This window comes from Streptomyces sp. NBC_01334 (assembly GCF_035983595.1).
Taxonomy (GTDB): Bacteria; Actinomycetota; Actinomycetes; order Streptomycetales; family Streptomycetaceae; genus Streptomyces; species Streptomyces coriariae.
Window position 1 is genome coordinate 1007667 of the sequence record NZ_CP130718.1, and the last position, 21527, is coordinate 1029193.

Genomic DNA, 21527 nt, shown 5'->3' on the forward strand with positions numbered 1-21527 from the left:
CACCAAAATACATTCCCGGTGGCGCCGACTACTCCCCGGCCTCTTCGGTGAGCGCGTGTCTGCGCTCGTCGAGGAAGGCCCGTTCCGCCGGGCTCTCGCTCAGCGCGCGGGCCGCCTCGTAGGCCCGCGCGGCCTCGGTGACCCGGCCCAGGCGGCGCAGCAGGTCGGCGCGGACCGCGTGCCAGACGTGGTAACCGTCGAGGTCCAGCGCGTCGACGAGGTCGAGGGCCCGGCCCGGGCCTTCCGTCTCCGCCAGGGCGACCGCCCGGTTCAGCGCCACGACCGGGCTCGCGACGAGCTCCATGAGCTGGTCGTACAGGCGCAGGATCTGCCGCCAGTCGGTGTCGGCGGCGGTCGGCGCATCGCTGTGGACAGCCTGGATCGCGGCCTGGATCTGGTACGGCCCCGGCCGGTCGCGGCGCAGACAGCGACGGACGAGCGACTGCCCCTCGCTGACCAGGTCCCGGTCCCATCGGCCGCGGTCCTGCGCGGGCAGCGGTACGAGCGTGCCGTCTGCGTCCTCCCGCGCGGTCCGGCGAGAGTGGACGAGCAGCATCAGCGCCAGCAGTCCGGTGACCTCGGGCTCGTCCGGCATCAGCTCGGTGAGGAGCCGGCCCAGGCGCAGGGCCTCGGCGCACAGGCCCGGGTCGCCCCCGTACCCCTCGTTGAAGATCAGGTAGACGACGGCGAGCACGCCGTTCAGCCGGTCGGGCAGGTCGGCGTCGTGCGGCACGCGGTACGGGATGCGCGCGTCCCGGATCTTCGCCTTGGCGCGGACCAGCCGCTGGGCCATGGTCGGCTCCGGGACGAGGAAGGCGCGGGCGAGCCGGGCGGTGGTGAGGCCGCCGAGGAGGCGCAGGGTCAGGGCGACCTGCGCCTGCGGCGCCAGCGCGGGGTGGCAGCAGGTGAAGATCAGACGGAGCCGGTCGTCGCGCACGGGGCCCTCCTCCACGGGTGGCTCGGTGGCGTACAGCAGGGAGGCCTCGGCGTGCCGGGCGTCCCGGGTGGCCTCCCGGCGCAGCCGGTCGACGGCCCGGTTGCGGGCGGTGGTGATGATCCAGCCCGCCGGGCTCGGCGGCGCACCGGTCCGCGGCCAGCTCCCGACGGCCGTGGTGAAGGCGTCCTGCACCGCCTCCTCGGCGAGGTCGATGTCACCGAGGAAACGGACCAGGACGGCGACGGCCCGGCCGTACTCCGCACGGAACACGGCCTCGACGTCGACGGACATCAGGCCTCGCCCATGAAGGGGCGCACCTCGATGGGAAGGGTCGTCGCCCAGGTCGCCCGGCGCCCCCAGTGCAGGGCGGCGTCCAGATCCGGCGCCTTGATCAGACAGATCCCGCCGAGGTACTCCTTGCCCTCGGCGTACGGCCCGTCGGTGACGAGGACGTCGCCGCCGCCCGGCCGCAGCACGGTGGCCGTCTCCGGCCCGTGCAGCCCTCCGGCGAACACCCAGGCGTCGGCCTCGCGCAGCTCCCGGTGGAACGTCTCGAGGTTGCGGTTGATCTCCGCCATCCCCTCGGCCGACGGGGGTTCGCCCTCGGTGGGCGTGATCACGCTGAGCAGGTAGTACTTCATGACGTCCTCCGTGTCGCATGCCGTTGTGTCACCTCCTACACGAACGGCGGCCCGCCGGATCGACACCCCGCGCCACGGAACCGGAAGAATCCCGCCCATGACCGCACCGCACCCCCTCGTCACGCGCGCCCGCAGCCTCGCGGACGGACTCCTCGCCCCGCACGCCGAACAGGTCGACCAGGAAGAGGTCCCCACGAGCCACCTCGCGGAGATCAGGCGCTCGGGCCTGCTCGGGCTGAACGCGCCGAAGGAGTACGGCGGGGCCGCGGCACCCGGTGCGGTGCTGCGCGAGACGACGGAGATCCTGGCCGGGGCGTGCTGCTCGACCTGGTTCGTGCAGGCGCAGCACCACACGCCGGTACTGACCCTGGCCAGGAACGAGGGCCCGGCTCGCGAGCGCCTGCTGGGTCCGCTGGCGACCGGTGAGCTGCTCTCGGGAGTGGCGTACGCGCACCTGCGGGCCTACCCGCGCATCCCCGTCCGGGTCACCCGGGAGCGGGCCGGCTGGCGCTTCGACGGGACGGTCCCCTGGTACACGGGGTGGGGCCTCAACGACGTGCTGCTGCTCGCCGGACTCACCGACACCGACGAGGTCCTGTTCGCCTTCACCGAGGCGCGGGAGCAGCCGGGTCTGCGGGCCTCGGCCCCGCTGCGCCTCGCCGCCCTCACCGCGGCCCGCACGGTCTCCCTGGAACTGGACGGCCTGTGGCTTCCGGAGGAGGCGGTCGCGCTGCGCACCCTGCGCGAGCGCTGGTCGGCGGCGGACCGCCTCAACACGGTGAACGCCAACCCGGCGGTCTTCGGAATCACCGAGGCGGCGCTGACCCTGCTGGACGAGGACACGGCGGCCCCGCTGCGCGCCCGTCTCACGGAGGTCCGCACCCAGGCCTACGCCCTCACCGACGGTTCGGCTCCCCATGAGCACCTGGCGGACCGCCTCGCCCTGCGGACACAGGCGTCCGAGGTGATGCGGACGGCCACCACGGCGGCGGTGGTGACCGGCGGCGGCCGCTCCATGCTGCTGACGAACAAGGCCCAACGCCTGGCGCGGGAAGCCCTGTTCCTCATGGTCCAGGCCCAGACGCGGGAGTCACGCGCGGCTCACCTCGACGCTCTGACCGCCTGACGGGGCACGCACGCGATCCGGTTCACCGGTCGGCTTCCCGTCCGGGTCGCGTCACCGTCGTCTCCGCCGCCGGGCCGCCGTCCGTGTGCTCGCCCGGGTCACCGGGGGATCCGGCGCCGGCTCGCTCCACGGCAGCAGGTGGTCCCGTCGTCCCGGCCCGCCCGGGCCCGTCGTCCTCCAGGAAGGCGGCCTTCTCCCGGTCGCCCACCACTCCGGTCGGTCCGCCCACCTCCGACAGCGTCAGCTGCGCCCGATCGTCGACCAGGCGGGTCACCAGGTGTTGGGCGGCGCCGAAGACCGCGGCCCAGGCGAGAACCTGCGCCCTGCTGTCCAGGTCGCTGAGCCCGGGCACGAAGGCGCCCCTGATCAGCAACACCCCGAGGAAGGCCGACAGGGCGCCGGTCGGGAACTTCAGCGCCGCCGACGCCAGCGGGAGCATGTAGGGGGCGCTGGTGCCCCGGATGCGTCGCAGCGAGGCGATGACGGTGAGTGCCGCGCCGACCAGCCCGGCGATCTCGACCGTGAGGATGTCCTGCGGCCGGGCGAGGTCACTGGGAACGGTGTTCGCCGTTCTGTCGTGGTACTCCGCGCTGGGGCAGACGACATGCATCTGGTTGGGGTCACCGGCACTGGCCTTGGGCGCGAAACACAGGCTGAGCGAGCGGGGGTCCAACCAACCGTAGAGCGCAAGGCCCGCCACACCGACGAGGACGAGGACCGTCGCGGTCCAGAGCATGTTGCGCAGGCTCCGGACCCGGGCCAGTTCGGCGTCCAGGTTGCTGTACGCGCTGTCGAGCGCCCGGGCCAGCAGTTCGCGGTCGCCCGGCGTCAGCTCACCCGCGACGATGTGCCGGATCCGTTGGGCGAGCCTGACGCGCCGTGGGTCGCCCTCGTCCAGATGCCGCTCGACCAGCGCCATGACCTCGCTCGCGCGGCCCACGACCTCCGCGTCGGGCACCAGTCGGAGCAGCAGCACGTCGGCGCCGCGCAGATTCGACCAGACGCCTTCACGGGCGATCGAGCCGGACCAGGGCCGCCGCCACCCGAACACCTCGTCGGCCGCGGAACGGGCCTTGTCGAGATGACCTTTCACGCCGTCGAGGTAAGCCCTGCGGCAGTCGTCGCACGGTCGCCTGGTCTCTTCTCGTCTCAGCTGTACCTCGAGACAGGCGAGTCGCGCTTTCGCCAGGGCCCGCCATCGCGACCGCGGTGGCCGGGTACGCGGTCCGAGAGCGAGGCGTCGGGCACTGCCCCGGGTACTGTCCCCGGCCGCCAGGGAAATGCCCATTGCCGACCTTCCTTCGTCAGCGCCGTGGGCGGGCTATTCACTCATGTGGAGAGCGGGTACATGGAGCTTCTCCCACGAGCCCCGCCCCGGAATGCCGTCGGCGTCACTTCCGGTGAAGCCGAGTTTCTGCTGCCACTTGGCGTAGGACCTGCGATCGGCCTCGCTCCACTGGAGGTCTGGCTCGTCGGGGTACGCCGAGCAGCCCTCCTCGATGAGACGCCAGCCCATGACCTCGATGATCGGGCTGCTCACGGACGGCTGGAAGAAGTCCTTGCCCGGGAAGGGCTCGAACTCGCCGTCCGGCTCCTCACTCGGTGCGACCACGCGGACGCGGTCTCCCGGGTGGATGAGGTTGAAATTCTTGATCTGTGGGTTCCACTCCTTGATCTGGGCCAGGGACACATGGAACTTGGCCGCGATTTTGGCGAGCGAGTCGCCCGCCCTTACCACGTAGAACTCCGGTGTCGCATTCATACGGACTATGTTAATGACGAATCGAGAAGAATTCGACACGGACAGCCCCTCGGGCAAAGCCCGTTGAATGTTCGCCAGTTGAATGTTCGCCAGTTGAATGTTCGATTGAATTGCTCACCGAATTCCCGTGCGGTCGCGGCGCGAGCGGAAGGCCCCCTCAACTCGCGAAGGGAACCTGCGCCGAGTGAGCGACGTCCGTACGGAACGGATGCCGCCACAGCCCCTCCCCGGCCAGCCGGGGCAGCACACCCTCCCCGAACCAGTACGCCTCCTCCAGATGCGGATACCCCGAGAGCACGAACTCCTCGATCCCCAGCGCCGCGTACTCCTTGATGAGCCCGGCGACCTCCTCATGGCTGCCCACCAGCGCGGTCCCCGCGCCGCCACGGACCAGGCCGATCCCGGCCCAGAGGTTGGGATGGATCTCCAGCCCGTCCCGGCTGCCGCCGCCGTGCAGCGCGAGCATCCGCTGCTGCCCCTCGGACTCACTGCGCGCGAGCCCGGCCTGGACGGACCGCACGGTCTCCGCGTCGAACCCGGCGAGCAGCCGGTCCGCCTCCGCCCAGGCCTCCTCCGAGGTGTCCCGGGTGATGACATGGAGCCGGATGCCGAACCGGAGCGTCCGCCCCTCCTTCGCCGCGAGCCCCCGGATCCAGGCGATCTTCTCCGCGACCTGGGCCGGCGGCTCGCCCCAGGTGAGGTAGACGTCGACGTACTTCGCGGCGATCTCACCGGCGATCGGCGAGGACCCGCCGAAGTACACCTCAGGCACCGGGTCCGGCACCCGGGCCAGCTTCGCGTCCTCGACCCGGAGGTGCTCGCCCTCCAGGTCGACGGTCTTGCCCTCCCACAACTCCCTGACGATCTGGAGGAATTCACCGGTCCGGCGGTAGCGGTCGTCCTTGTCCAGGAAGTCGCCGTAGGCCCGCTGTTCGTGGCTCTCGCCGCCGGTGACGACGTTCAGCAGGAGCCGTCCGCCGGTCTGCCGCTGGAAGGTGGAGGCCATCTGCGCGGCGAGCGTCGGCGAGACGAAGCCGGGCCGGAACGCGACCAGGAACTTGAGCCGCTCGGTGTGCTGGCTGACCATGGCCGTGGTCAGCCAGGCGTCCTCGCACCAGGCCCCGGTGGGGGTGAGCACGCCCACGAAGCCGAGGTCCTCCGCGGCGCGGGCGATCTGGCTCAGGTAGGCGACCGTCGGCGGCCGGTCCCTTCCGGAGGCGGTGGCGGGGGTGCCGTGGCCGCCGCCGACGACATGGCGGCTGTCGCCGTTGGTGGGAAGGAACCAGTGGAAGGTGAGGGGCACGTGGGGTCTCCGATCAGGAATGTCCGTCGGCCGGTCTGCCGGGCTGCCGGTCTGCTGCGTTGCCGAGCTGCTGGTGGGCGGGCGGGCTGAGGCGGTCGTTGCGGGCTAGAGCAGGCCGTGGCGCGGCGGCCGGGTGCCGTTCAGCACGAACCGCCCGAGGTGCTGGATCTTCCAGCGGGTCGGATCGTGCAGGGTGTGGGTGCGGGCGTCGCGCCAATGCCGGTGCAGATTCAGGGAGTCGAGGGCCGACCGGGTCCCGGACACCTCGAACAGGGCGCTGGAGACCTCCACCGCCGCCCGTGCCGCCTGTACCTTCGCGGCGGCGACCGCGAGGGAGGCCTCGGCGGCCGTGTCGTCGGTGAGATCGGCGCGTGCCGCGTCGACCGACCGGGCGGCTTCGCGCAGCAACGCCTCCGACGCCCGCACCTCCAGGTCGAGTTCACCGAACCGCTGGATCAGCAGCGGATCCTCGGCGGCCGTCTCGACGCCGCTCTCGAACCACGGCCGGCTCTTCGTCCGCACGAACTCAGCCGCCTCGGCGAGCGCGCCCGCAGCGATCCCCGCGTCGATCGCGGAGTGCAGCAACTGGGCTACCGCTCCGTGGAGTTGCGGCCCCTCGAAGGTGAGGTGGTGCGGCAGGACCCGGTCACCCGGCACCGGCACGCCGTCCAGGCGGACGGTGCCGCTGGCCGTCGTCCGCTGGCCGAGCCCGTCCCAGTCGTCGATCACGGTGAGGCCGGGCGCGTCGGACGGCACGTACGCGACGTGCAGCCTGTCGTCCTCGGCCCGGGCCAGCACCGGGATCCAGTCGGCGAAGAGGGCGCCGGTGGAGTAGTGCTTGACACCGGTCAGGACGTACGAGCCGTCCGGCCGGGACTCCAGACGGGTGCGGATGTCCTGGACGTGCTTGCCGCCGGCCTCCGACTGGGCGTTGCCGAAGCGCCGGCCGACGAGCAGCTCGGCGAAGAAGAACTTCCGCTGCTCCTCGGTTCCCTGACGGCGGATCACATTGACGTAGGCGAAATGGCTCTGCGGGATCTGGGCGAGGCTGCCGTCGGCGGTGCCGAGCAGACGGAAGATCTCCGCGAGGGTCAGGGCGCTCACGTCCGCCCCGCCGTGGTCGGCGGGGACGGTGACGGCGAGCAGACCGGAGGCCGACAGCTTGTCCAACTCGTTTCGCGGCAGGTGCCGTTCGGTGTCGCGTGCGGATGCTCCGGCACGGAACTCCTCGGCCAGCGAGGCGGCGACGGCGAGGGCCTCGGCGTCGTCGGCGATGACATGGGCGGACATCGTGCGCTCAGCTCGCAGCGGCCAGGTACGGCGTCCGCCCGAGCGCGGCCGAGAACTGGTCGACGACGTGGGTCAGCGCCTCGGTGGCGGTCGGGGCGACCGTGACGGAGCCGTCCTCGTGGGCGGTGATGTCCTTGTCCAGGGTGAACCAGCCCTGCACGATGTGGGCCGCGCCCATGGAGTTGAGCACGGGGCGCAGGGCGTAGTCGATGGCGAGGACATGGGCGGTGGATCCGCCGGTGGCCAGCGGCAGGACCGTCTTGCCGGTGAGCGCGTACTGCGGGAGCAGGTCGAGGAGCGCCTTGAGGACACCGGAATAGGACGCCTTGTAGACCGGGGTGCCCACGATGACACCGTCGGCGCGCGCGAAGAGCTCGGTGGCCTCGACGATCGCGGGGTGGCGGAAGTCCGCGCCGAGCAGGGCCTCGGCCGGGATCGTACGGACGTCGAGCGGGATCACCTCGTGCCCCTGGAGGGCGAGCCGCTGGTCGAGGTGGCGCAGCAGACGGCCGGTGCGGGAGGAGGCGGAAGGGCTGCCGGAGACGGACAGGACGGTGGCCATGGGTCCTCTTTCGAAGGAGCCCGGGGCACCCCGGCAGGGCGGGGCGCTCCGGTGGGAGCGGTCAGGAGTACCGGGCGGGTTCGGGCAGTTCGCCCGCGAGGACCCGGCGGCCGACCTCGCGGCGCTGGTGGGCGCCGGGGTCGTGGAGCGTGCGGGGACGGTCAGCCCTGCGCGGGGACGGACTCCTCCCGGGTGTCCGGGAGCTGCGCCTCCAGCTCGCGGACCAGGGGCAGGACGCGCTTGCCGAAGTACTCGACCTCCTCGTGGTAGTGCAGGAAGCCGAGGAGGAGCAGGTCGACGCCGAGCTTCTTGTAGGCGACGATGCGCTCGGCGATCTGCTCCGGGGTGCCGATGAGGCCGGTCCGGAATCCGTCGTTGTACTGGACGAGGTCCTCGAAGCCGGAGTCCTGCCACATGCCCTTGCCGTCGGCGGTGGACGCGCCGGCCTGCTTGACGGCGGTGCCGAAGCCCTCGACGGCCTCGCTGTCGGCCTGGGCGACGATCTCCCGGAGCGTGTCGCGGGCCTCGGCCTCGGTGTCCCGGGCGATGAGGAAGGCGTTGAGCCCGAACTTCGGTGCCCTGCGGCCTGCCTGTTCGGCCGAGGCGCGCACGTCGGCGATCTGCTCTACGACCCCGTCGAAGTCCTTGCCGTTGGAGAAGTACCAGTCGGAGACCCGGCCGGCCATCTGCCGGGCGGCGGTGGAGTTGCCGCCCTGGAAGATCTCGGGGTGCGGGCGCTCGGGGGTGTTGAGGGGCTTGGGCTTGAGGGAGAAGTCGCGCAACCGGTAGAAGTCACCGGCGAGTTCGGTGTGGTCCTCGGTCCAGATCTGGCGCAGGGCGCGGATGAACTCCTCGGAGCGCCGGTAGCGTTCGTCGTGCTCCAGCCAGGGCTCACCCAGTGCGGTGAACTCGCCCTTGAACCAGCCGGACACGACGTTCACGGCGAACCGGCCGTTCGAGAGGTGGTCGGCGGTGGCGCCCAGTTTGGCGAGCACTCCGGGGTGCCACAGGCCGGGATGGACGGCGGCGATCACCTTCAGGCGCTGGGTGGCCAGGAGCAGGGCGAGACTGAAGCTGGTCGACTCGTGCTGGTACTCGGCGCCGTAGCTGGCCATGTAACGGACCTGGCTGAGGGCGTAGTCGAAGCCGTTGTTCTCGGCGAGGACGGCGAGTTCCCGGTTGTAGTCGTACCCCCAGTCGGTGCGCTGCTCGATCTTGCTGGTGACGAGTCCCCCGCTGACATTGGGGACCCAGTAGGCGAATTTCACGGGCGCGGCGGGCATGCGGAACTCCTGGTGCGGAATACTTTCGGGCACGCCGAATTCACGGGGCACGGCGGCACCGACGGGCTGCGGACGCCAAGAGGTGGGCGGGCGCGGTGAATTCAGGCGGGGAAAAGGAAAAGCGCGGCGGATCGCGAGGAAGGATCAGGCCGCGGCGCAACAGGAGGCGCTGGAGACGCGCGCGAGGTCGACATGGCGTCGCCGCGTGAGGTCCAGTCGCATCTTCATGTCCTCGATCGTGGCAGCCGTCTGCGACGGCAGTCAAGGCAAACCCGACCGGTCTCGTATCGCGGACCATTGAATTTCACGAAGGTGTGACAGGGAAACCCTTGAACGGGCGCCGGACGGGCCCGCATTCTTCCGTCGTGCGTACGGAACAGCTGGAATACATCGCGGCCGTCACCCGGCTCGGTTCGCTGCGTCGGGCCGCCGAGGAACTACGGCTTTCCCAGCCCGCGTTGAGCGAGACGGTGCGGAACCTGGAGCGTGAGCTCGGGGTGGATCTCCTGGAGCGCAAACGGTCCGGTGCGACCATGAGCGCGTCGGGCCGGGAACTCCTGCCGCACATCATCGGGGTGCTGGACGCGGTGGACCGGCTGCGCTCGGCGGCGGGCGAGCGGCACCGGATCAGCCGGATGGTGCGGGTCGGCACGGTGAACGCGGCGACCGTGCCGCTGCTCATCCCGGTGGTCCGGGAGTTCCGCGCCGCGCATCCCGTCACCCAGGTGGAGGTGGTGGGCGCCCAGCAGACCGACATCCACCGGACCCTGCTGGAGGGCGGGTTCGACCTGGGCCTGGTCAACCATCTGGAGGGCGACGACGTGCCCGCCGAGTTCGAGTCCACCGAGCTGCTGCGCGGCCGGCCGGTGGTGTGCATGCGCCCCGACAGCCCGTTGGCCTCCGCGCCGTCGGTGTCGGTGGAGGACCTGCTCGACGTACCGCTGATCGGGATGCGGTCGGGCTATGTCATGCATCGCTACGTCCATCGGCTGCTCGACGGGCGCGGTCTGTCCTTCGCGTACTCCACCGACGGGGCGGAGATGGGCAAGCTGATGGTGGCCGAGGGGCTGGGCGCGGGATCCGCTGGAGCGGCGCGGGGCGCTCACCCACCGGCCGATCAGCGGCGACACGACACAGGTGCTGCTGATGCTGCAACGGCGGCGGGCGGAATCCGTACCCCAGGCCGCTCGGGACCTGCACGAGGTCTTCGTGCGCACGGCACGGACGCTGAGCGCGGCGCCCGAGGCGCCGTAGGGACGGCCTGGGGGTGGCCGTCCCGTCGCGCCCGGGCAGCGCGTGCCCGCCGGGGGCTCAGTCCTCGTCGCCGAGCGGGACCACGACGAGGAAGGCGTCCGACTTCAGGTCCATGACCACGGTCGCGGGCTCCCCCTCGGCCCGTCGCCGCGCCGCATACTCCTCCGCCGGCCACGACCCTCGCGGGGATCCTGCGGGGAAACGCTCCAACACCTTCGCGCCCATAGCGGCGGACACCTCCCGATGCGAAACGGTCAATCTCTCTGGGATGCGCTTGCCCTGGATCCGCGCCGTCATGTTCCGGTCCTCACCGACGGCTCGACCGACGGCTCGTCACCTGCCTTGTCGCCGCCGCGACCGAGCCGGCCGGGCCACCAGGCGGGGGCGCCGATGTCCCGCACCAGCGCGGGCACCAGCAGCGAGCGCACCACGAGCGTGTCGAGCAGCACGCCGAAGGCGACGATGAAGGCGATCTGGGCGAGGAAGGCCAGCGGGATCACCCCGAGCGCGGCGAACGTGGCGGCGAGCACCACCCCGGCCGAGGTGATGACGCCGCCGGTGGTGACCAGGCCCCGCAGGACGCCCTCGCGGACGCCGTGCCGCAGGGACTCCTCACGCACCCGGGACATGAGGAAGATGTTGTAGTCGACGCCCAGCGCCACCAGGAAGACGAAGCCGTACAGCGGCACGGACGGGTCGGTGCCGCTGAAGCCGAACACGTGCCGGAACACGAGACCGGAGACGCCCAGCGTGGCGAGGAAGTTCAGCGCCACCGTGGCCACCAGCAGCGCGGGCATCAGCAGCGAGCGCAGCAGGGCCGTCAGGATGAGGAAGATGATGGCGAGGACGACGGGGACGATGAGGGTGCGGTCGCGTTCGGCGGTGCGCAGGGTGTCGTACCGCTGGGCCGTGTAGCCGCCGACGAGGGCGTCCGCGCCGGGGACGGCGTGCAGGGAGGTGCGCAGGCGCGCCACGGTCCGCAGGGCCGCGTCGCCGTCGGCGGCGGAGTCGAGGGTGACATCGACCCGGACCCGCCCGTCGACCACCAGGGGTTCGCCGCCGGGCCGGCCAGAGGCGGTGGCGCCTGCCGCCGAGGCGACGCCCTCGGTGTCCCGGGCCGCGCCGAGGACCTGCGCCAGCCGGTCGGCGTTCGCGACGACCACGGTGGGGTTGCCGGAGCCGCCGGGGAAGTGCCGGCCGAGGGTCTCCTGCGCCGCGACGGAGGGTGCGTCGTTGACGAAGGTCTCGTCGAGGGGGACGCCCTTCGAGGCGAGCGTCGGGGCGAAGGCGGCCCCGGTCAGCAGGACGGCGAGTGTCACCGCCCAGACCCGGCGCGGCGCCCGGTCGACGAGGCCGGCGACGCGCCGCCAGACGCCGTGGCCCGCGCCGCCCGTCGTCATCCGGGCGGGCCAGTACGCGGCCTTGCCGAGGAGGACCAGGACGGCGGGCAGGAAGGTCAGCGTGCTGAGCACGGCGCAGCCGATGCCGATGGCGCCGACCGGTCCGAGGGCTCGGTTGTTGGTGAGGTCGCTGAGCAGCAGGGCGAGCAGTCCCAGGGCGACGGTCGCGGCACTGGCCACCACGGCGCCCCAGGACTTGCGCAACGCGGCCGTGATGGCGGCGAACCGGTCGGTGCGCGCGGCGAGTTCCTCCCGGTAGCGGGCGGTGAGCAGCAGGGCGTAGTCGGTGGCGGCGCCGATCACGAGGATCGAGAGGATGCCCTGGACCTGCCCGTCGACGCGCACCACGTCGTGGTCGGCGAGTGCGTAGACGACCGCGCACGCGAGGCCGAGCGCGAAGACCGCGCCGAGGATGATCACCAGCGGGAGCAGCACGCTGCGGTACACGAGCAGCAGGATGACGAGGACGGTGGCCAGCGCGACGGCGAGCAGCAGTCCGTCGATGCCGGCGAAGGCGTCGGACAGGTCGGCCTGGGTCGCGGCCGGTCCGGCCAGTCGGACCGTCGTGCCGGGGACGCGTTCGGCGGCGGCGCGGATCCGGTCGAGGGTGGCGGCGAGGTCGTCCCCGAGGTCGGGGCGCAGGGGCACCACGCCCTCGACGGCCTCCCCGTCCTCGGAGAGCAGTGCGGGCGACACGTCGCCGGACACGCCCCGGTCGTCGGCGAGGGAGGCGAGCGCCTGGCCGGCGGCGTCCAGCCGGTCCTCGATCCCGGTGCCGCCGGCTCCGGTGCCCGCGGTCCAGACGACGATCGCCGGGAGGGTCTCGTTCTGCCGGAAGGCGCGTTGCGCGGTGATGACCTCCGTGGACTCGGCGCTGCGGGGCAGGAAGGCGGCCTGGTCGTTGGTGGCGACCTCGCCCAGCCGTCCGGCGTAGGGACCGAGGACGCCGCCGACGCCGAGCCACACGGCGACGAGGAGGACCGGGACGAGCCAGCGGGCGCGTCGGGGGGTGGTGGACATCGTTCTCCAGCTCCGGAAGGAAAGGGCTCGGGCAGTGGCAGGGCCAGCTCGACGGGAAAGATATCTCAACAACAAACAATCTCAATGATTGAGTAGGTTTCCGCCGAGTGATCTTAGACGTTGCCTGTCCTTCTGCCCTCGGCCGGTCGCCGGATGCGACGGACCGCGGCTTTTTCAGCGGCCGGGAGGAGTGATCCCGGACAGTTCCTCGCCCATCGCCGTGAGGAAGCGCAGCACCACCGACAGCTCGTCCTCGGTGAACCGCGAGCGCGCGGCCCGGGTCGCCTCGGCCAGCGGCCGGAAGTAGGTGCGGGCCACCGACTTGGCGTCGGCCGCGTAGTACAGGTGGACCACCCTGCGGTCGGCGCTCTCCCGGACCCGGCGGATGTGCCCCGCGCGCTCCAGCCGGTCCACGCACGCGGTGACGGCGCCGGAGGTGAGCCCGAGATGCTCGCGCAGTCGCTTCGGGGTCATCGGCCCGTCGGCGTCCAGGATCGCGGCGAGTGCCTGGACGTCCGTCGCGTGCAGCCCCTGGTCGCCCGCGAAGCCGTGCACCAGCCGGTTGATCTCGCCGTTCATCCGCCGCAGCCGAACCGCGAAGGCATGCAGGTCGGTCGGCGTCCCGGACGCCTCGGACGGCTGTCCCGGCACCCGCCCCTCACGGTCGTTCGCTGTGGCCACGGGGCCAGCGTAGTCGCCGTCCGCGATCACTCGTTCGTGCGCACAAGTCCCTGCCGCATCCGCGGCCCTCCCGCGCGTGGAAGCGATCTGCGAGAGGGCCACCGACGCGAAGGAGCGAGGACTCATGACCGCAGACGGCCGGGGCACACTGTGCCTGGTGACCGGCGCCACGGGATACATCGGCGGCCGGCTCGTCCCGGAGCTGCTGGCGGCGGGCCACCGGGTGCGCTGTCTGGCCCGCTCCCCCGACCGGCTGCGCGACCACGAGTGGGCCGGCGACGTCGACCGGGTGCGCGGCGACGTCACGGACGCCACGTCGGTCGCGGCGGCCCTGCGGGGCGTCGACGTCGCGTACTACCTGGTGCACGCGCTGGGCACCGGTGAGGACTTCGAGGAGACCGACCGACGGGCGGCACGGATCTTCGGGGAGCAGGCGCGGGCGGCGGGCGTGCGCCGCATCGTCTACCTCGGCGGCCTCACCCCGGCCGGGGTGCCCGAGCGGGAGCTCTCGCCGCATCTGCGCTCACGGGCCGAGGTGGGGAGGATCCTGCTGCACTCGGGGGTGCCCACCACCGTGCTGCGGGCCGCGGTCGTGATCGGCTCGGGCTCGGTCTCCTTCGAGATGCTGCGCTATCTGACCGAGCGGCTGCCGGTGATGGTCACCCCGAGCTGGGTGCACACCCGGATCCAGCCCGTGGCCGTCCGCGACGTGCTGCGCGCCCTCGTCGGCTCCGCCGGGATGCCGGACGACGTCAGCCGGGCCTTCGACATCGGCGGGCCGGACGTCCTGACGTACCGCGAGATGATGATCCGCTACGCCGTCATCGCCGGACTGCCCCGCCGGCTCATCCTGTCCGTGCCGGTGCTCACCCCGCGGCTGTCCAGCCACTGGGTCGGGCTGGTGACCCCGGTGCCGGCCTCGATCGCGCGGCCGCTCACCGAGTCGCTGCGGCACGAGGTGGTCTGCCACGAGCACGACATCGCCCGGTACGTGCCGGACCCGCCCGGCCATCCGCTCGGCTTCGACGAGGCGGTCCGGCTCGCCCTGCGCAGTGTGCGGGAAGCACGGGTCGCCACCCGGTGGTCCTCCGCGTCCTTCCCGGGCGCCCCCAGCGACCCGCTGCCCACCGACCCCGGCTGGGCGGGCGGAAGCCTCTACACCGACGTCCGCGAACTGGTCGTCGACGCTCCTCGGGAGTCCCTGTGGCGGGTGATCGAGGGCATCGGCGGCGACAACGGCTGGTACTCCTTCCCGCTCGCCTGGGCCGTCCGCGGCCGGCTCGACCGGCTGGTCGGCGGGGTGGGGCTGCGCCGCGGCCGCCGGGACGCAGCCCGGCTGCGGGTGGGCGACTCGCTGGACTTCTGGCGGGTCGAGGAGATCGAACGCGGACATCTGCTCCGGCTGCGGGCCGAGATGCGGCTGCCGGGCCTGGCCTGGCTGGAGATGTACGCGCAGACCGACGCCGGTGGCCGTACCCGGTTCCGACAGCGCGCTCTGTTCCATCCGCACGGGCTGCTCGGCCACGCCTACTGGTGGAGCATCTCCCCCTTCCACGCCCTCGTCTTCGGCGGCATGGCCCGCAACATCGCCCAGGCGGCGGTGGCCGACGCGGTGGCGCGCGAGGGGGAGCCGGTCGGCTGACCGACCGTGGGCGGCGGCCCGCCCGCCGCCCACCCCCTGCATCCGCCGGGCGCCGCTTGCCGGAATCAGGTGACCGTCCGAACCCCTGCCCCGGAGCCCTGCCATGAACGTCTCGGTCGTCCTGTTCACCGCGGACCTGCGTCTGCACGACCACCCGCCGCTGCGCGCGGCCCTCGACGGGGCGCGGCAGGTCGTCCCGCTGTTCGTGCGCGACCGGGCCGTGGACGGTGCCGGGTTCGCCGCGCCGAACCGGCTGGCGTTCCTCGCCGACTGTCTGCGCGATCTCGACGCGGGGCTGCGCGAGCGGGGCGGCCGGCTCGTCGTGCGCTCGGGCGATCTGGTCGAGCAGGTGTGCCGGGTGGCCGCCGAGGCCGAAGCGGACGAGGTCCACCTGGCCGCCGACGGGAGCGCGCACGCCCGGCGCCGGGAGGAACGGCTGCGGCGCGCGCTGGAGTCGGAGGGCGTACGGCTGCATGTGCACGACGCGGTGACGACCGCCGTCGGTCCCGGTGCGGTGACCCCGGTCTCCTCGGACCACTTCGCCGTCTTCACGCCGTACTTCCGGCACTGGTCGCAGTGGCGGCTGCGCGAGCCGCTCGGCGCGCCGCGGACCGTGCGGGTGCCGGACGGGGTCGGTTCCGAGGAGCTGCCCACCCGGAAGGGGCTGGCCGGACTGTCGCCGGGGCTGGCCCCCGGGGGCGAGGAGGAGGGCCGCGAGCGGGTCACCGCCTGGCTGCGGTCGGGCATCGACGCCTACGAGGACCGGCACGACGACCTGGCGGGCGACGCGACCTCCCGGCTCTCGCCGCATCTGCACTTCGGCACCCTGTCCCCGGTGGAGCTCGTGCACCGGGCGCGCCGCGCGGGCGGGCCGGGAGCCGAGGCGTTCGTGCGGCAGCTGGCCTGGCGCGACTTCCACCGCCAGGTGCTGGCGGCCCGGCCCGCCGCGGCGAGTGCCGACTACCGCACCAAACACGACCGCTGGCGTTCGGAGCGGACGGCGGGCGAGGACGTCGAGGCCTGGCGGGCGGGCCGTACCGGCTATCCGGTGGTGGACGCGGCGATGCGGCAGCTGAGCCACGAGGGGTGGATGCACAACCGGGGCCGGCTGCTCACCGCGAGCTTCCTCACCAAGACGCTGTACGTCGACTGGCGGATCGGCGCCCGGCACTTCCTGGATCTGCTGGTCGACGGGGACGTGGCCAACAACCAGCTCAACTGGCAGTGGATGGCGGGGACCGGCACCGACTCGCGGCCCAACCGGGTCCTCAACCCCGTCACCCAGGCGAAGCGGTACGACCCCGACGGGCGGTACGTACGGCGCTGGTTGCCGGAGCTCGAGGGCGTGGCGGCGCCCGCGGTGCACGAGCCGTGGAGGCTGCCGGGCCCGGACCGGGCGGCGCTCGACTACCCGGATCCGATCGTCGAGCTCTCCGAGGGACTCGCCCGCTTCCGGCGGGCCAGGGAGCGCTCCTGAGCGCTCGCCGCCCTTCCTCACCAGGCCGGTGCCGCGGCCAGCAGGAGATCGCGGACCCGGATCACGTCCCCGTTCTCCACCGCGCCGGGGCGTTGGACGAGGAACGCCGTGTTGATCGGCGGGTCCGGTGGCTCGTGCAGCGGGACGAGGGCGCCGGAGTCCAGCTCGCCGAGACAGAGGTAGCGGGGCAGCACGGTGATCCCCGCCCCCGCGACGACCGCGGCCAGCACACCGCGCAGGTCGGGCACGGTCACCGCGGCGGAGCCCGACAGGCGGCGGCCGAAGACGTGCCGCCAGTAGCGGCGCGCGATGGGCAGGTCCTCGGCGTAGGTGACCAGCGGGACGCAGTGCAGTGCCGTCGGCCCGTCGGCGGCCAGCGGTCCGCGCAGCCGGTCGGCCCACACCGGGGCGGCGACCAGCACGAACTCCTCGTCCATCAGCGGGACCGCGGTCAGGGTGCGGCCGCGCGGCCTGGTGGTGGCGATGACCAGGTCGTGCCGTCCCGCCCGCAGTTCCTCGAGCAGCGGGTCGGTCAGGCCGGTGGCGACGCGCAGCCGGACTCCCCCTGCCACCAGCGGCGCCAGCGCCGGGATCACGCGGGTGCACAGCAGTTCGGCGGGGCCGGCGAGGTGCACCGGGTCGGCCCGGCCGGCCGCCGGGTCCGGACCGGCCACGGTGGCCAGCTCGTCGAGCGGCGCGGAGACCCGGGCCGCGAGCTCGTCGGCCACGGCGGTCGGCGAGACGCCCCGCGGGAGCCGCTCGAAGAGCTCGCGCCCGGCCTGCCGCTCCAGCGCGCGCATCTGCGTCGTCACCGTCGGCTGGGACAGGCCCAGCAACTGCGCCGCTCCGGTGAACGAGCCCGAGCGGTACACCGCGAGGAAGGTGCGCAGCAGGTTCAGGTCCAGATGCTCGGCGGGGCGGCCGTCGGTATGTTCCACCTGGCCCAGTATTCCTCCCGCACCCATAGGAAGCCCTATGTCGGGCATTGGAATCCTCATTGGATCCCTATGCCTCGACCGCCTAGGTTCGACAAGGCACCACACGCGCCGGCGGTCCGCGATTCGCGAACCCCGGCACCGACACTTCCGGAGTTCACCCATGGCCAAGATCCTCTTCGTGCTGACCGGCGCCGACCACTGGACGCTCGCCGACGGCACCCTGCACCCCACCGGCTTCTGGGCGGAGGAGGCCGTCGCCCCGTACGAGGCGTTCCGGGCGGCCGGCCACGAGGTCGTCGTCGCCACGCCGGGCGGTGTCGTCCCCACCGTGGACCGGGGCAGCCTGGCCGCGGAGGTCAACGGCGGTCAGGAGGCCGCCGACCGGATCGCCGCCGCGCTCGACGCCATGCCGGAGCTGCGACGGCCGGTGCGGCTGGAGGACGTGGACCTGGGCGACCACGCGGCCGTCTTCTACCCGGGCGGGCACGGCCCCATGGAGGACCTGGCGGTCGACGCCGTCTCCGGTCGGCTCCTGGTAGACGCCCTCCGCTCGGGCAAGCCCCTGGGTGTCGTCTGCCACGGCCCCGCCGCGCTGCTCGCCGCGGTGACCGAGGACGGCTCCAACGCCTTCGCGGGCTACCGGGTCGCCGCGTTCACCAACGCGGAGGAGCTCCAGGCCGGCCTGGGCGACAAGGCCAAGTGGCTGCTCCAGGACCGGCTGACCGAGGCGGGCGTCGAAGTCCGGGTCGGCGAGCCGTGGGCACCGCACGTGGTGGTGGACCGCAACCTGATCACCGGCCAGAACCCGGCCTCCTCGGCCCCTCTCGCCGCGGAACTCCTGAAGCACCTGGGCTGACTCGCCCGCCGCCCCGCCGAGCCCGACCACCCCACCGGGCCCACGCGGGGCAGGCGGGGCGGGTGCGGCACCGGGCCCGCGGATCCGCGCGGCGGGTGGGCGCCGCTCGTCAGGGGGCGTGGGTGCCGGCCAGGACGGTCAGGGCGTCGCTCAGGCCGGTCGGACGGGGCAGGCCCGGGACGGGGCGGCCGGCCCAGCCGGGGCCGGCGAGCATCACGGTCGGGGCGCGGCGGGCTCCGGTGACGCCCCAGCGGGTCTCGGCGATGTGCCGGGCGAGGGGCAGGCTCGCGGTGGAGCGGGCCTGGGCCCACAGGACCACGGCGACCGGGCCCAGCCGCTGCACGGCCGCGGTCAGCGCCTCGACGGGCACGGCCGCCCCGAACATCCGGGTGGGGACGTCGAGTTGACCGAGCCCCGCGTTCAGTGCCTCCAGCGGCAGGCTGTGCTGTTCGCCCGGCACACAGGCCAGCACCACCGGCCCCGGCCCGCCCGCCGCGTCCCCCGCCACGACAGGGCGGGTGGCCCGGCGCAGGGCGGTGGAGACGTGCCAGGACAGCAGGTGCTCCACCTCGACGTACCGGTCGCCGGACGAGGCCCACTTGCGTCCAACGGCGTGCAGCGTGGGGACCATCACCTCCTGCCAGGCGACGGTGAGTCCGTGCCGTTCGACGGCCGTGGCCAGCTGCTCCGCGACGGCCGGCGCGTCGAGCCGCACGGCGGCGCGGGCCAGCCCCCGGCACTCCTGGCGGACGTCGCCGCCGAGCGGCAGCGCGCCCGCCGCGGCCGGCCGCTCGGCCACCGCGCGCGCCGGTTCGGCAGCAGGCCGGAGCACCCCCTCCTTCGCCGCCCGGGCCGCGTCCGCGGGGGGCACACCGGACGCGGTGAGCCGGCACATCGTCTCCAGTACCGCCACGTCCGTCGCCCGCCAGCGCCGGTGCCGCCCGTCGGCGCGGACGGCGGGCCCGATGCCGTACCGGCGGTCCCAGGAACGCAGGGTGGTGGGCGCCACGCCCAGTCGGCGGGCCAGCGCCCCGGTCGTCAGGCCGGCCTCGTCGGGGCTCGCGAATGCGCTCATGGGGCGACGATACGACGCAGAAACGATGCATGTTGAGGCGCCTGGTGTGCGGCTCGCAGGATGAGGTGACCGGGGCCCGCCCCGGAGCACGTCCCGGACCGGCCTGAGCGCAGGCCGCCCGACGCGAGGAGCCGTCGTCATGAGCCCGCAGCCGACCGCCGAACCCCGTCCCGCCCCGACGCAGGAGTCGCTCGCCGACGAGGAACTCGCCCGGGGCCTGGCGTCGGGGGACGAGGCGTCCCTGGCCGCCGTGTACCACCGCTGGCGCGCCCTGGTGCACTCGCTCGCCTGGCGTTCCCTGGGCGACGCCAAGGAGGCCGAGGACGTCACCCAACAGGTGTTCCTCGGCGTGTGGAACGGGCGTGCGGGCTACCGGCCCGAGCGGGGCGCGCTCGGCGGCTGGATCGTGGGCATCACCCGGCGCAAGATCGCCGACGCGCTGGCCGCCCGGACCCGCCGCCAGGAACTCGTCGCCTCGGCCGGCTCCTGGCTGACCCTGCGCGACCCGGGACGCGGTCGCCCCGAGGAGGTCCTGGACCGCGTCCTGGTGCGCGGCGAGCTGGCCCGGCTCCCGGCACCCCAGCGGCAGGTGCTGCGGCTGACCTTCTACGAGGACCTGACACAGACGCAGATCGCCGAGCGCACGGGCTGGCCGCTGGGCACGGTCAAGAGCCACGCCCGGCGCGGCATGCTGCGGCTGCGCGGCCGCCTGGAGCCCGGGCCGTACGGCTGAGGCCCCCCGGCCCCCTTCCGCACGCGCGTTCCCCGGGCGAACCGAAATTCGACGCACAAACGCTGCATTCGAGTCGGTCGAGGAACAGCGGGCGCGGACCAATCCCCCGCCCCTCGTGCACCGGATTACGTCCGGGCCAGCCGCACTCCCGAAGGATCCCCCCGTGAAAGAAGCCGTCCACATCGTCCGGAACCCGGCCTCCCAGCCGGATCCCCAGGAACTGCTGGGCGCGGTGGCCCTGGGCGACCAGGAGGCCTTCGCCGGTCTGTACGACATCGTCGCGGGGCCGGTGCTGGGGGTGGTGCGCGCGGTGCTGCGCGACCGGGCGCAGTCCGAGGAGGTGGCCCAGGAGGTGCTGGTGGAGGTGTGGCGCTCGGCTCCCCGGTACCGCCCCGAGCGCGGCTCGGCCGTCAACTGGGTGCTGACCATGGCGCATCAGCGGGCCGTCGACCGGGTCCGGTCGGTGCAGGCCGCGGCGGCGCGCGAGCACCGGGCCGCCCTGCTCGACCACGCGCCCGAGTACGACGAGGTCATCGAGCAGGTGGAGGCCCGGCTCGAACGGGAGCAGGTCCGGCGCTGTCTGCGCACGCTGACCGAGCTCCAGCGGCAGGCCGTGGAACTCGCCTACTACCGGGGGCTGACCTACCGGCAGGTCGCCGAGGCGCTGGCGGTGCCGCTCGGCACCGTGAAGACCCGCCTCCGCGACGGGCTGATCCGGTTGCGCGACTGCCTGGGGGTGAGCTCGTGATCACGTCGGATCTGCACACGCTGTCGGGCGCGTACGCCCTGCACGCCCTGGAGGACGACGAGCGCGCCGCCTTCGAACGCCATCTCACGGACTGCGAGGCCTGTGCCGATGAGGTCGGGGAGTTCACCGCGACGGCCGCCCGGCTGGGGCTGGCGGTGTCGGTGCGGCCGGCGCCCGGCGGGCGGGACCGGGTGCTGCGGCGGATCGCCGAGGTCCGGCAGGACACCCCGGCCCGGACACCCTGGGGCCGCTCCGGACGCAGGGCACGAAGGGCGTGGTGGGCGTCCCGCTGGATCCTGGCCGCCTGCCTGGCGGCGACGGCCGCGCTGGGCGGCACGACGGTGTGGCAGTACCAGCGCGCCGAGGACGCCCGGGCCGAGGCAGGCCGCTCCCAGCGCGCGTCCGCGGAACTGTCCGCGGTGCTCGCCGCGCCCGACGCCCGCTCGCGCACGGTCCGGCTGGCGGACGGGGCCGAGGGGACCGTGGTGGTGTCCGCCGGCCGCGACCGTGCCGTGTTCCTCGCCGCCGGGATGGCCGAACCGCCCGGCGGCAAGGTCTACCAGTTGTGGTTCGACGAGCACGGCGTCATGCGCGACGCGGGGCTGATGGACCCGCGTCGCACGAGCCAGGCGGTGGTGCTGCGGGGGACGGTGGACGGCGCGTCCGCGATGGGCATCACGGTCGAGCCGGCGGGCGGCTCGAAGGAGCCCACCTCGCAGCCCGTCGCGCTGCTGCCGTTCCCCACCTGACCCGGGCGGCCGCCCGGGTCGGCGCCCGGTCGACGCCCGGTCAGCGCCTG

Annotated in this window: 20 protein-coding genes and 1 pseudogene; 8 read left to right on the forward strand and 13 right to left on the reverse strand. The window is 73.3% G+C overall.

The annotated features are described in order from the left end of the window. Nucleotides 1-28: 28 nt before the first annotated feature. Together OG736_RS04580 and OG736_RS04585 are read right to left on the reverse strand one after the other, a co-directional pair. A complete protein-coding gene (locus OG736_RS04580; protein ID WP_327181265.1) occupies nt 29-1228 on the reverse strand; it encodes an RNA polymerase sigma factor in 1200 nt (399 codons plus the stop codon). After that, entirely contained in the window at nt 1228-1578 is a 351-nt protein-coding gene (locus OG736_RS04585) for a YciI family protein (RefSeq protein WP_327181266.1), read from the reverse strand. Before OG736_RS04585 ends, OG736_RS04580 begins: the two co-directional genes overlap by 1 nt. A gap of 97 nt (nt 1579-1675) precedes the next feature. On the opposite strand from OG736_RS04585, the gene OG736_RS04590 reads away from it, so the two are divergent. Beyond that, entirely contained in the window at nt 1676-2704 is a 1029-nt protein-coding gene (locus OG736_RS04590) for an acyl-CoA dehydrogenase family protein (protein WP_327181267.1), read from the forward strand. Between the two features lie 22 nt (nt 2705-2726). Here the strand turns inward: OG736_RS04590 and OG736_RS04595 are convergent, their stop codons facing one another. The 7 genes from OG736_RS04595 to OG736_RS47220 all read right to left on the reverse strand — a co-directional run bounded on the left by OG736_RS04595 (nt 2727) and on the right by OG736_RS47220 (nt 9132). Further along, the gene (locus OG736_RS04595) at nt 2727-3797 is read right to left on the reverse strand and encodes a hypothetical protein (RefSeq protein WP_327181268.1); all 1071 of its coding nucleotides are present in this window, start codon (nt 3795-3797) and stop codon (nt 2727-2729) included. Nucleotides 3798-4025: 228 nt separating this feature from the next. Beyond that, a complete protein-coding gene (locus OG736_RS04600) occupies nt 4026-4466 on the reverse strand; it encodes a peptidoglycan-binding protein (protein ID WP_327181269.1) in 441 nt (146 codons plus the stop codon). A 157-nt stretch (nt 4467-4623) separates the two neighbouring features. Next, on the reverse strand, nt 4624-5769 hold the full coding sequence (locus OG736_RS04605) for an LLM class flavin-dependent oxidoreductase (RefSeq protein WP_327181270.1): 1146 nt from the start codon (nt 5767-5769) through the stop codon (nt 4624-4626). A gap of 105 nt (nt 5770-5874) precedes the next feature. After that, nucleotides 5875-7059, reverse strand: coding sequence for an SfnB family sulfur acquisition oxidoreductase (locus OG736_RS04610; protein WP_327181271.1), 1185 nt, complete (start codon nt 7057-7059; stop codon nt 5875-5877). 7 nt (nt 7060-7066) lie between these two features. Continuing rightward, a complete protein-coding gene (gene ssuE, locus OG736_RS04615) occupies nt 7067-7621 on the reverse strand; it encodes an NADPH-dependent FMN reductase (protein WP_020126164.1) in 555 nt (184 codons plus the stop codon). A gap of 161 nt (nt 7622-7782) precedes the next feature. Then, nucleotides 7783-8904, reverse strand: coding sequence for a dimethylsulfone monooxygenase SfnG (gene sfnG / locus OG736_RS04620; protein ID WP_327181272.1), 1122 nt, complete (start codon nt 8902-8904; stop codon nt 7783-7785). Nucleotides 8905-9048: 144 nt separating this feature from the next. After that, complete coding sequence (locus tag OG736_RS47220; protein ID WP_350760414.1) at nt 9049-9132, reverse strand: putative leader peptide; 84 nt, start codon at nt 9130-9132, stop codon at nt 9049-9051. 137 nt (nt 9133-9269) lie between these two features. Here OG736_RS47220 and OG736_RS04625 point away from each other — a divergent pair. Further along, a pseudogene (locus OG736_RS04625) lies at nt 9270-10158 on the forward strand (LysR family transcriptional regulator). 293 nt (nt 10159-10451) lie between these two features. Here the strand turns inward: OG736_RS04625 and OG736_RS04630 are convergent. Both OG736_RS04630 and OG736_RS04635 read right to left on the reverse strand, forming a co-directional pair. Continuing rightward, the gene (locus OG736_RS04630; RefSeq protein WP_327181273.1) at nt 10452-12578 is read right to left on the reverse strand and encodes an MMPL family transporter; all 2127 of its coding nucleotides are present in this window, start codon (nt 12576-12578) and stop codon (nt 10452-10454) included. 174 nt (nt 12579-12752) lie between these two features. Further along, nucleotides 12753-13259, reverse strand: coding sequence for a MarR family winged helix-turn-helix transcriptional regulator (locus tag OG736_RS04635; protein ID WP_389047087.1), 507 nt, complete (start codon nt 13257-13259; stop codon nt 12753-12755). A gap of 124 nt (nt 13260-13383) precedes the next feature. Here OG736_RS04635 and OG736_RS04640 point away from each other — a divergent pair, with 124 nt between their 5' ends. Together OG736_RS04640 and OG736_RS04645 are read left to right on the forward strand one after the other, a co-directional pair. Beyond that, a complete protein-coding gene (locus OG736_RS04640) occupies nt 13384-14901 on the forward strand; it encodes an SDR family oxidoreductase (protein ID WP_327181274.1) in 1518 nt (505 codons plus the stop codon). Nucleotides 14902-15004: 103 nt separating this feature from the next. Continuing rightward, nucleotides 15005-16378: a cryptochrome/photolyase family protein gene (locus OG736_RS04645; protein ID WP_327181275.1), complete on the forward strand. Its 1374-nt coding sequence runs from the start codon at nt 15005-15007 to the stop codon at nt 16376-16378. A 17-nt stretch (nt 16379-16395) separates the two neighbouring features. On the opposite strand, the gene OG736_RS04650 is transcribed toward OG736_RS04645, so the two are convergent. After that, the gene (locus OG736_RS04650; RefSeq protein ID WP_442817158.1) at nt 16396-17343 is read right to left on the reverse strand and encodes a LysR family transcriptional regulator; all 948 of its coding nucleotides are present in this window, start codon (nt 17341-17343) and stop codon (nt 16396-16398) included. Nucleotides 17344-17476: 133 nt separating this feature from the next. Between OG736_RS04650 and OG736_RS04655 the strand changes: the two genes are divergently transcribed. After that, the gene (locus OG736_RS04655; protein WP_327181277.1) at nt 17477-18172 is read left to right on the forward strand and encodes a type 1 glutamine amidotransferase domain-containing protein; all 696 of its coding nucleotides are present in this window, start codon (nt 17477-17479) and stop codon (nt 18170-18172) included. Nucleotides 18173-18281: 109 nt separating this feature from the next. Here OG736_RS04655 and OG736_RS04660 read toward each other — a convergent pair whose 3' ends face one another. After that, nucleotides 18282-19247 (reverse strand): MerR family transcriptional regulator, encoded by a 966-nt coding sequence (locus OG736_RS04660; protein ID WP_327181278.1) that lies wholly within the window; start codon nt 19245-19247, stop codon nt 18282-18284. A 139-nt stretch (nt 19248-19386) separates the two neighbouring features. On the opposite strand from OG736_RS04660, the gene OG736_RS04665 reads away from it, so the two are divergent. The 3 genes from OG736_RS04665 (at nt 19387) to OG736_RS04675 (ending at nt 21477) form a co-directional block, all read left to right on the forward strand. Next, nucleotides 19387-19980, forward strand: a complete 594-nt coding sequence (locus OG736_RS04665) for a sigma-70 family RNA polymerase sigma factor (RefSeq protein ID WP_327181279.1) — start codon at nt 19387-19389, stop codon at nt 19978-19980. 163 nt (nt 19981-20143) lie between these two features. Next, a complete protein-coding gene (locus OG736_RS04670; RefSeq protein WP_327181280.1) occupies nt 20144-20728 on the forward strand; it encodes a sigma-70 family RNA polymerase sigma factor in 585 nt (194 codons plus the stop codon). Then, nucleotides 20725-21477 (forward strand): anti-sigma factor, encoded by a 753-nt coding sequence (locus OG736_RS04675; protein ID WP_327181281.1) that lies wholly within the window; start codon nt 20725-20727, stop codon nt 21475-21477. Before OG736_RS04670 ends, OG736_RS04675 begins: the two co-directional genes overlap by 4 nt. The last annotated feature ends 50 nt before the right edge of the window (nt 21478-21527 follow it).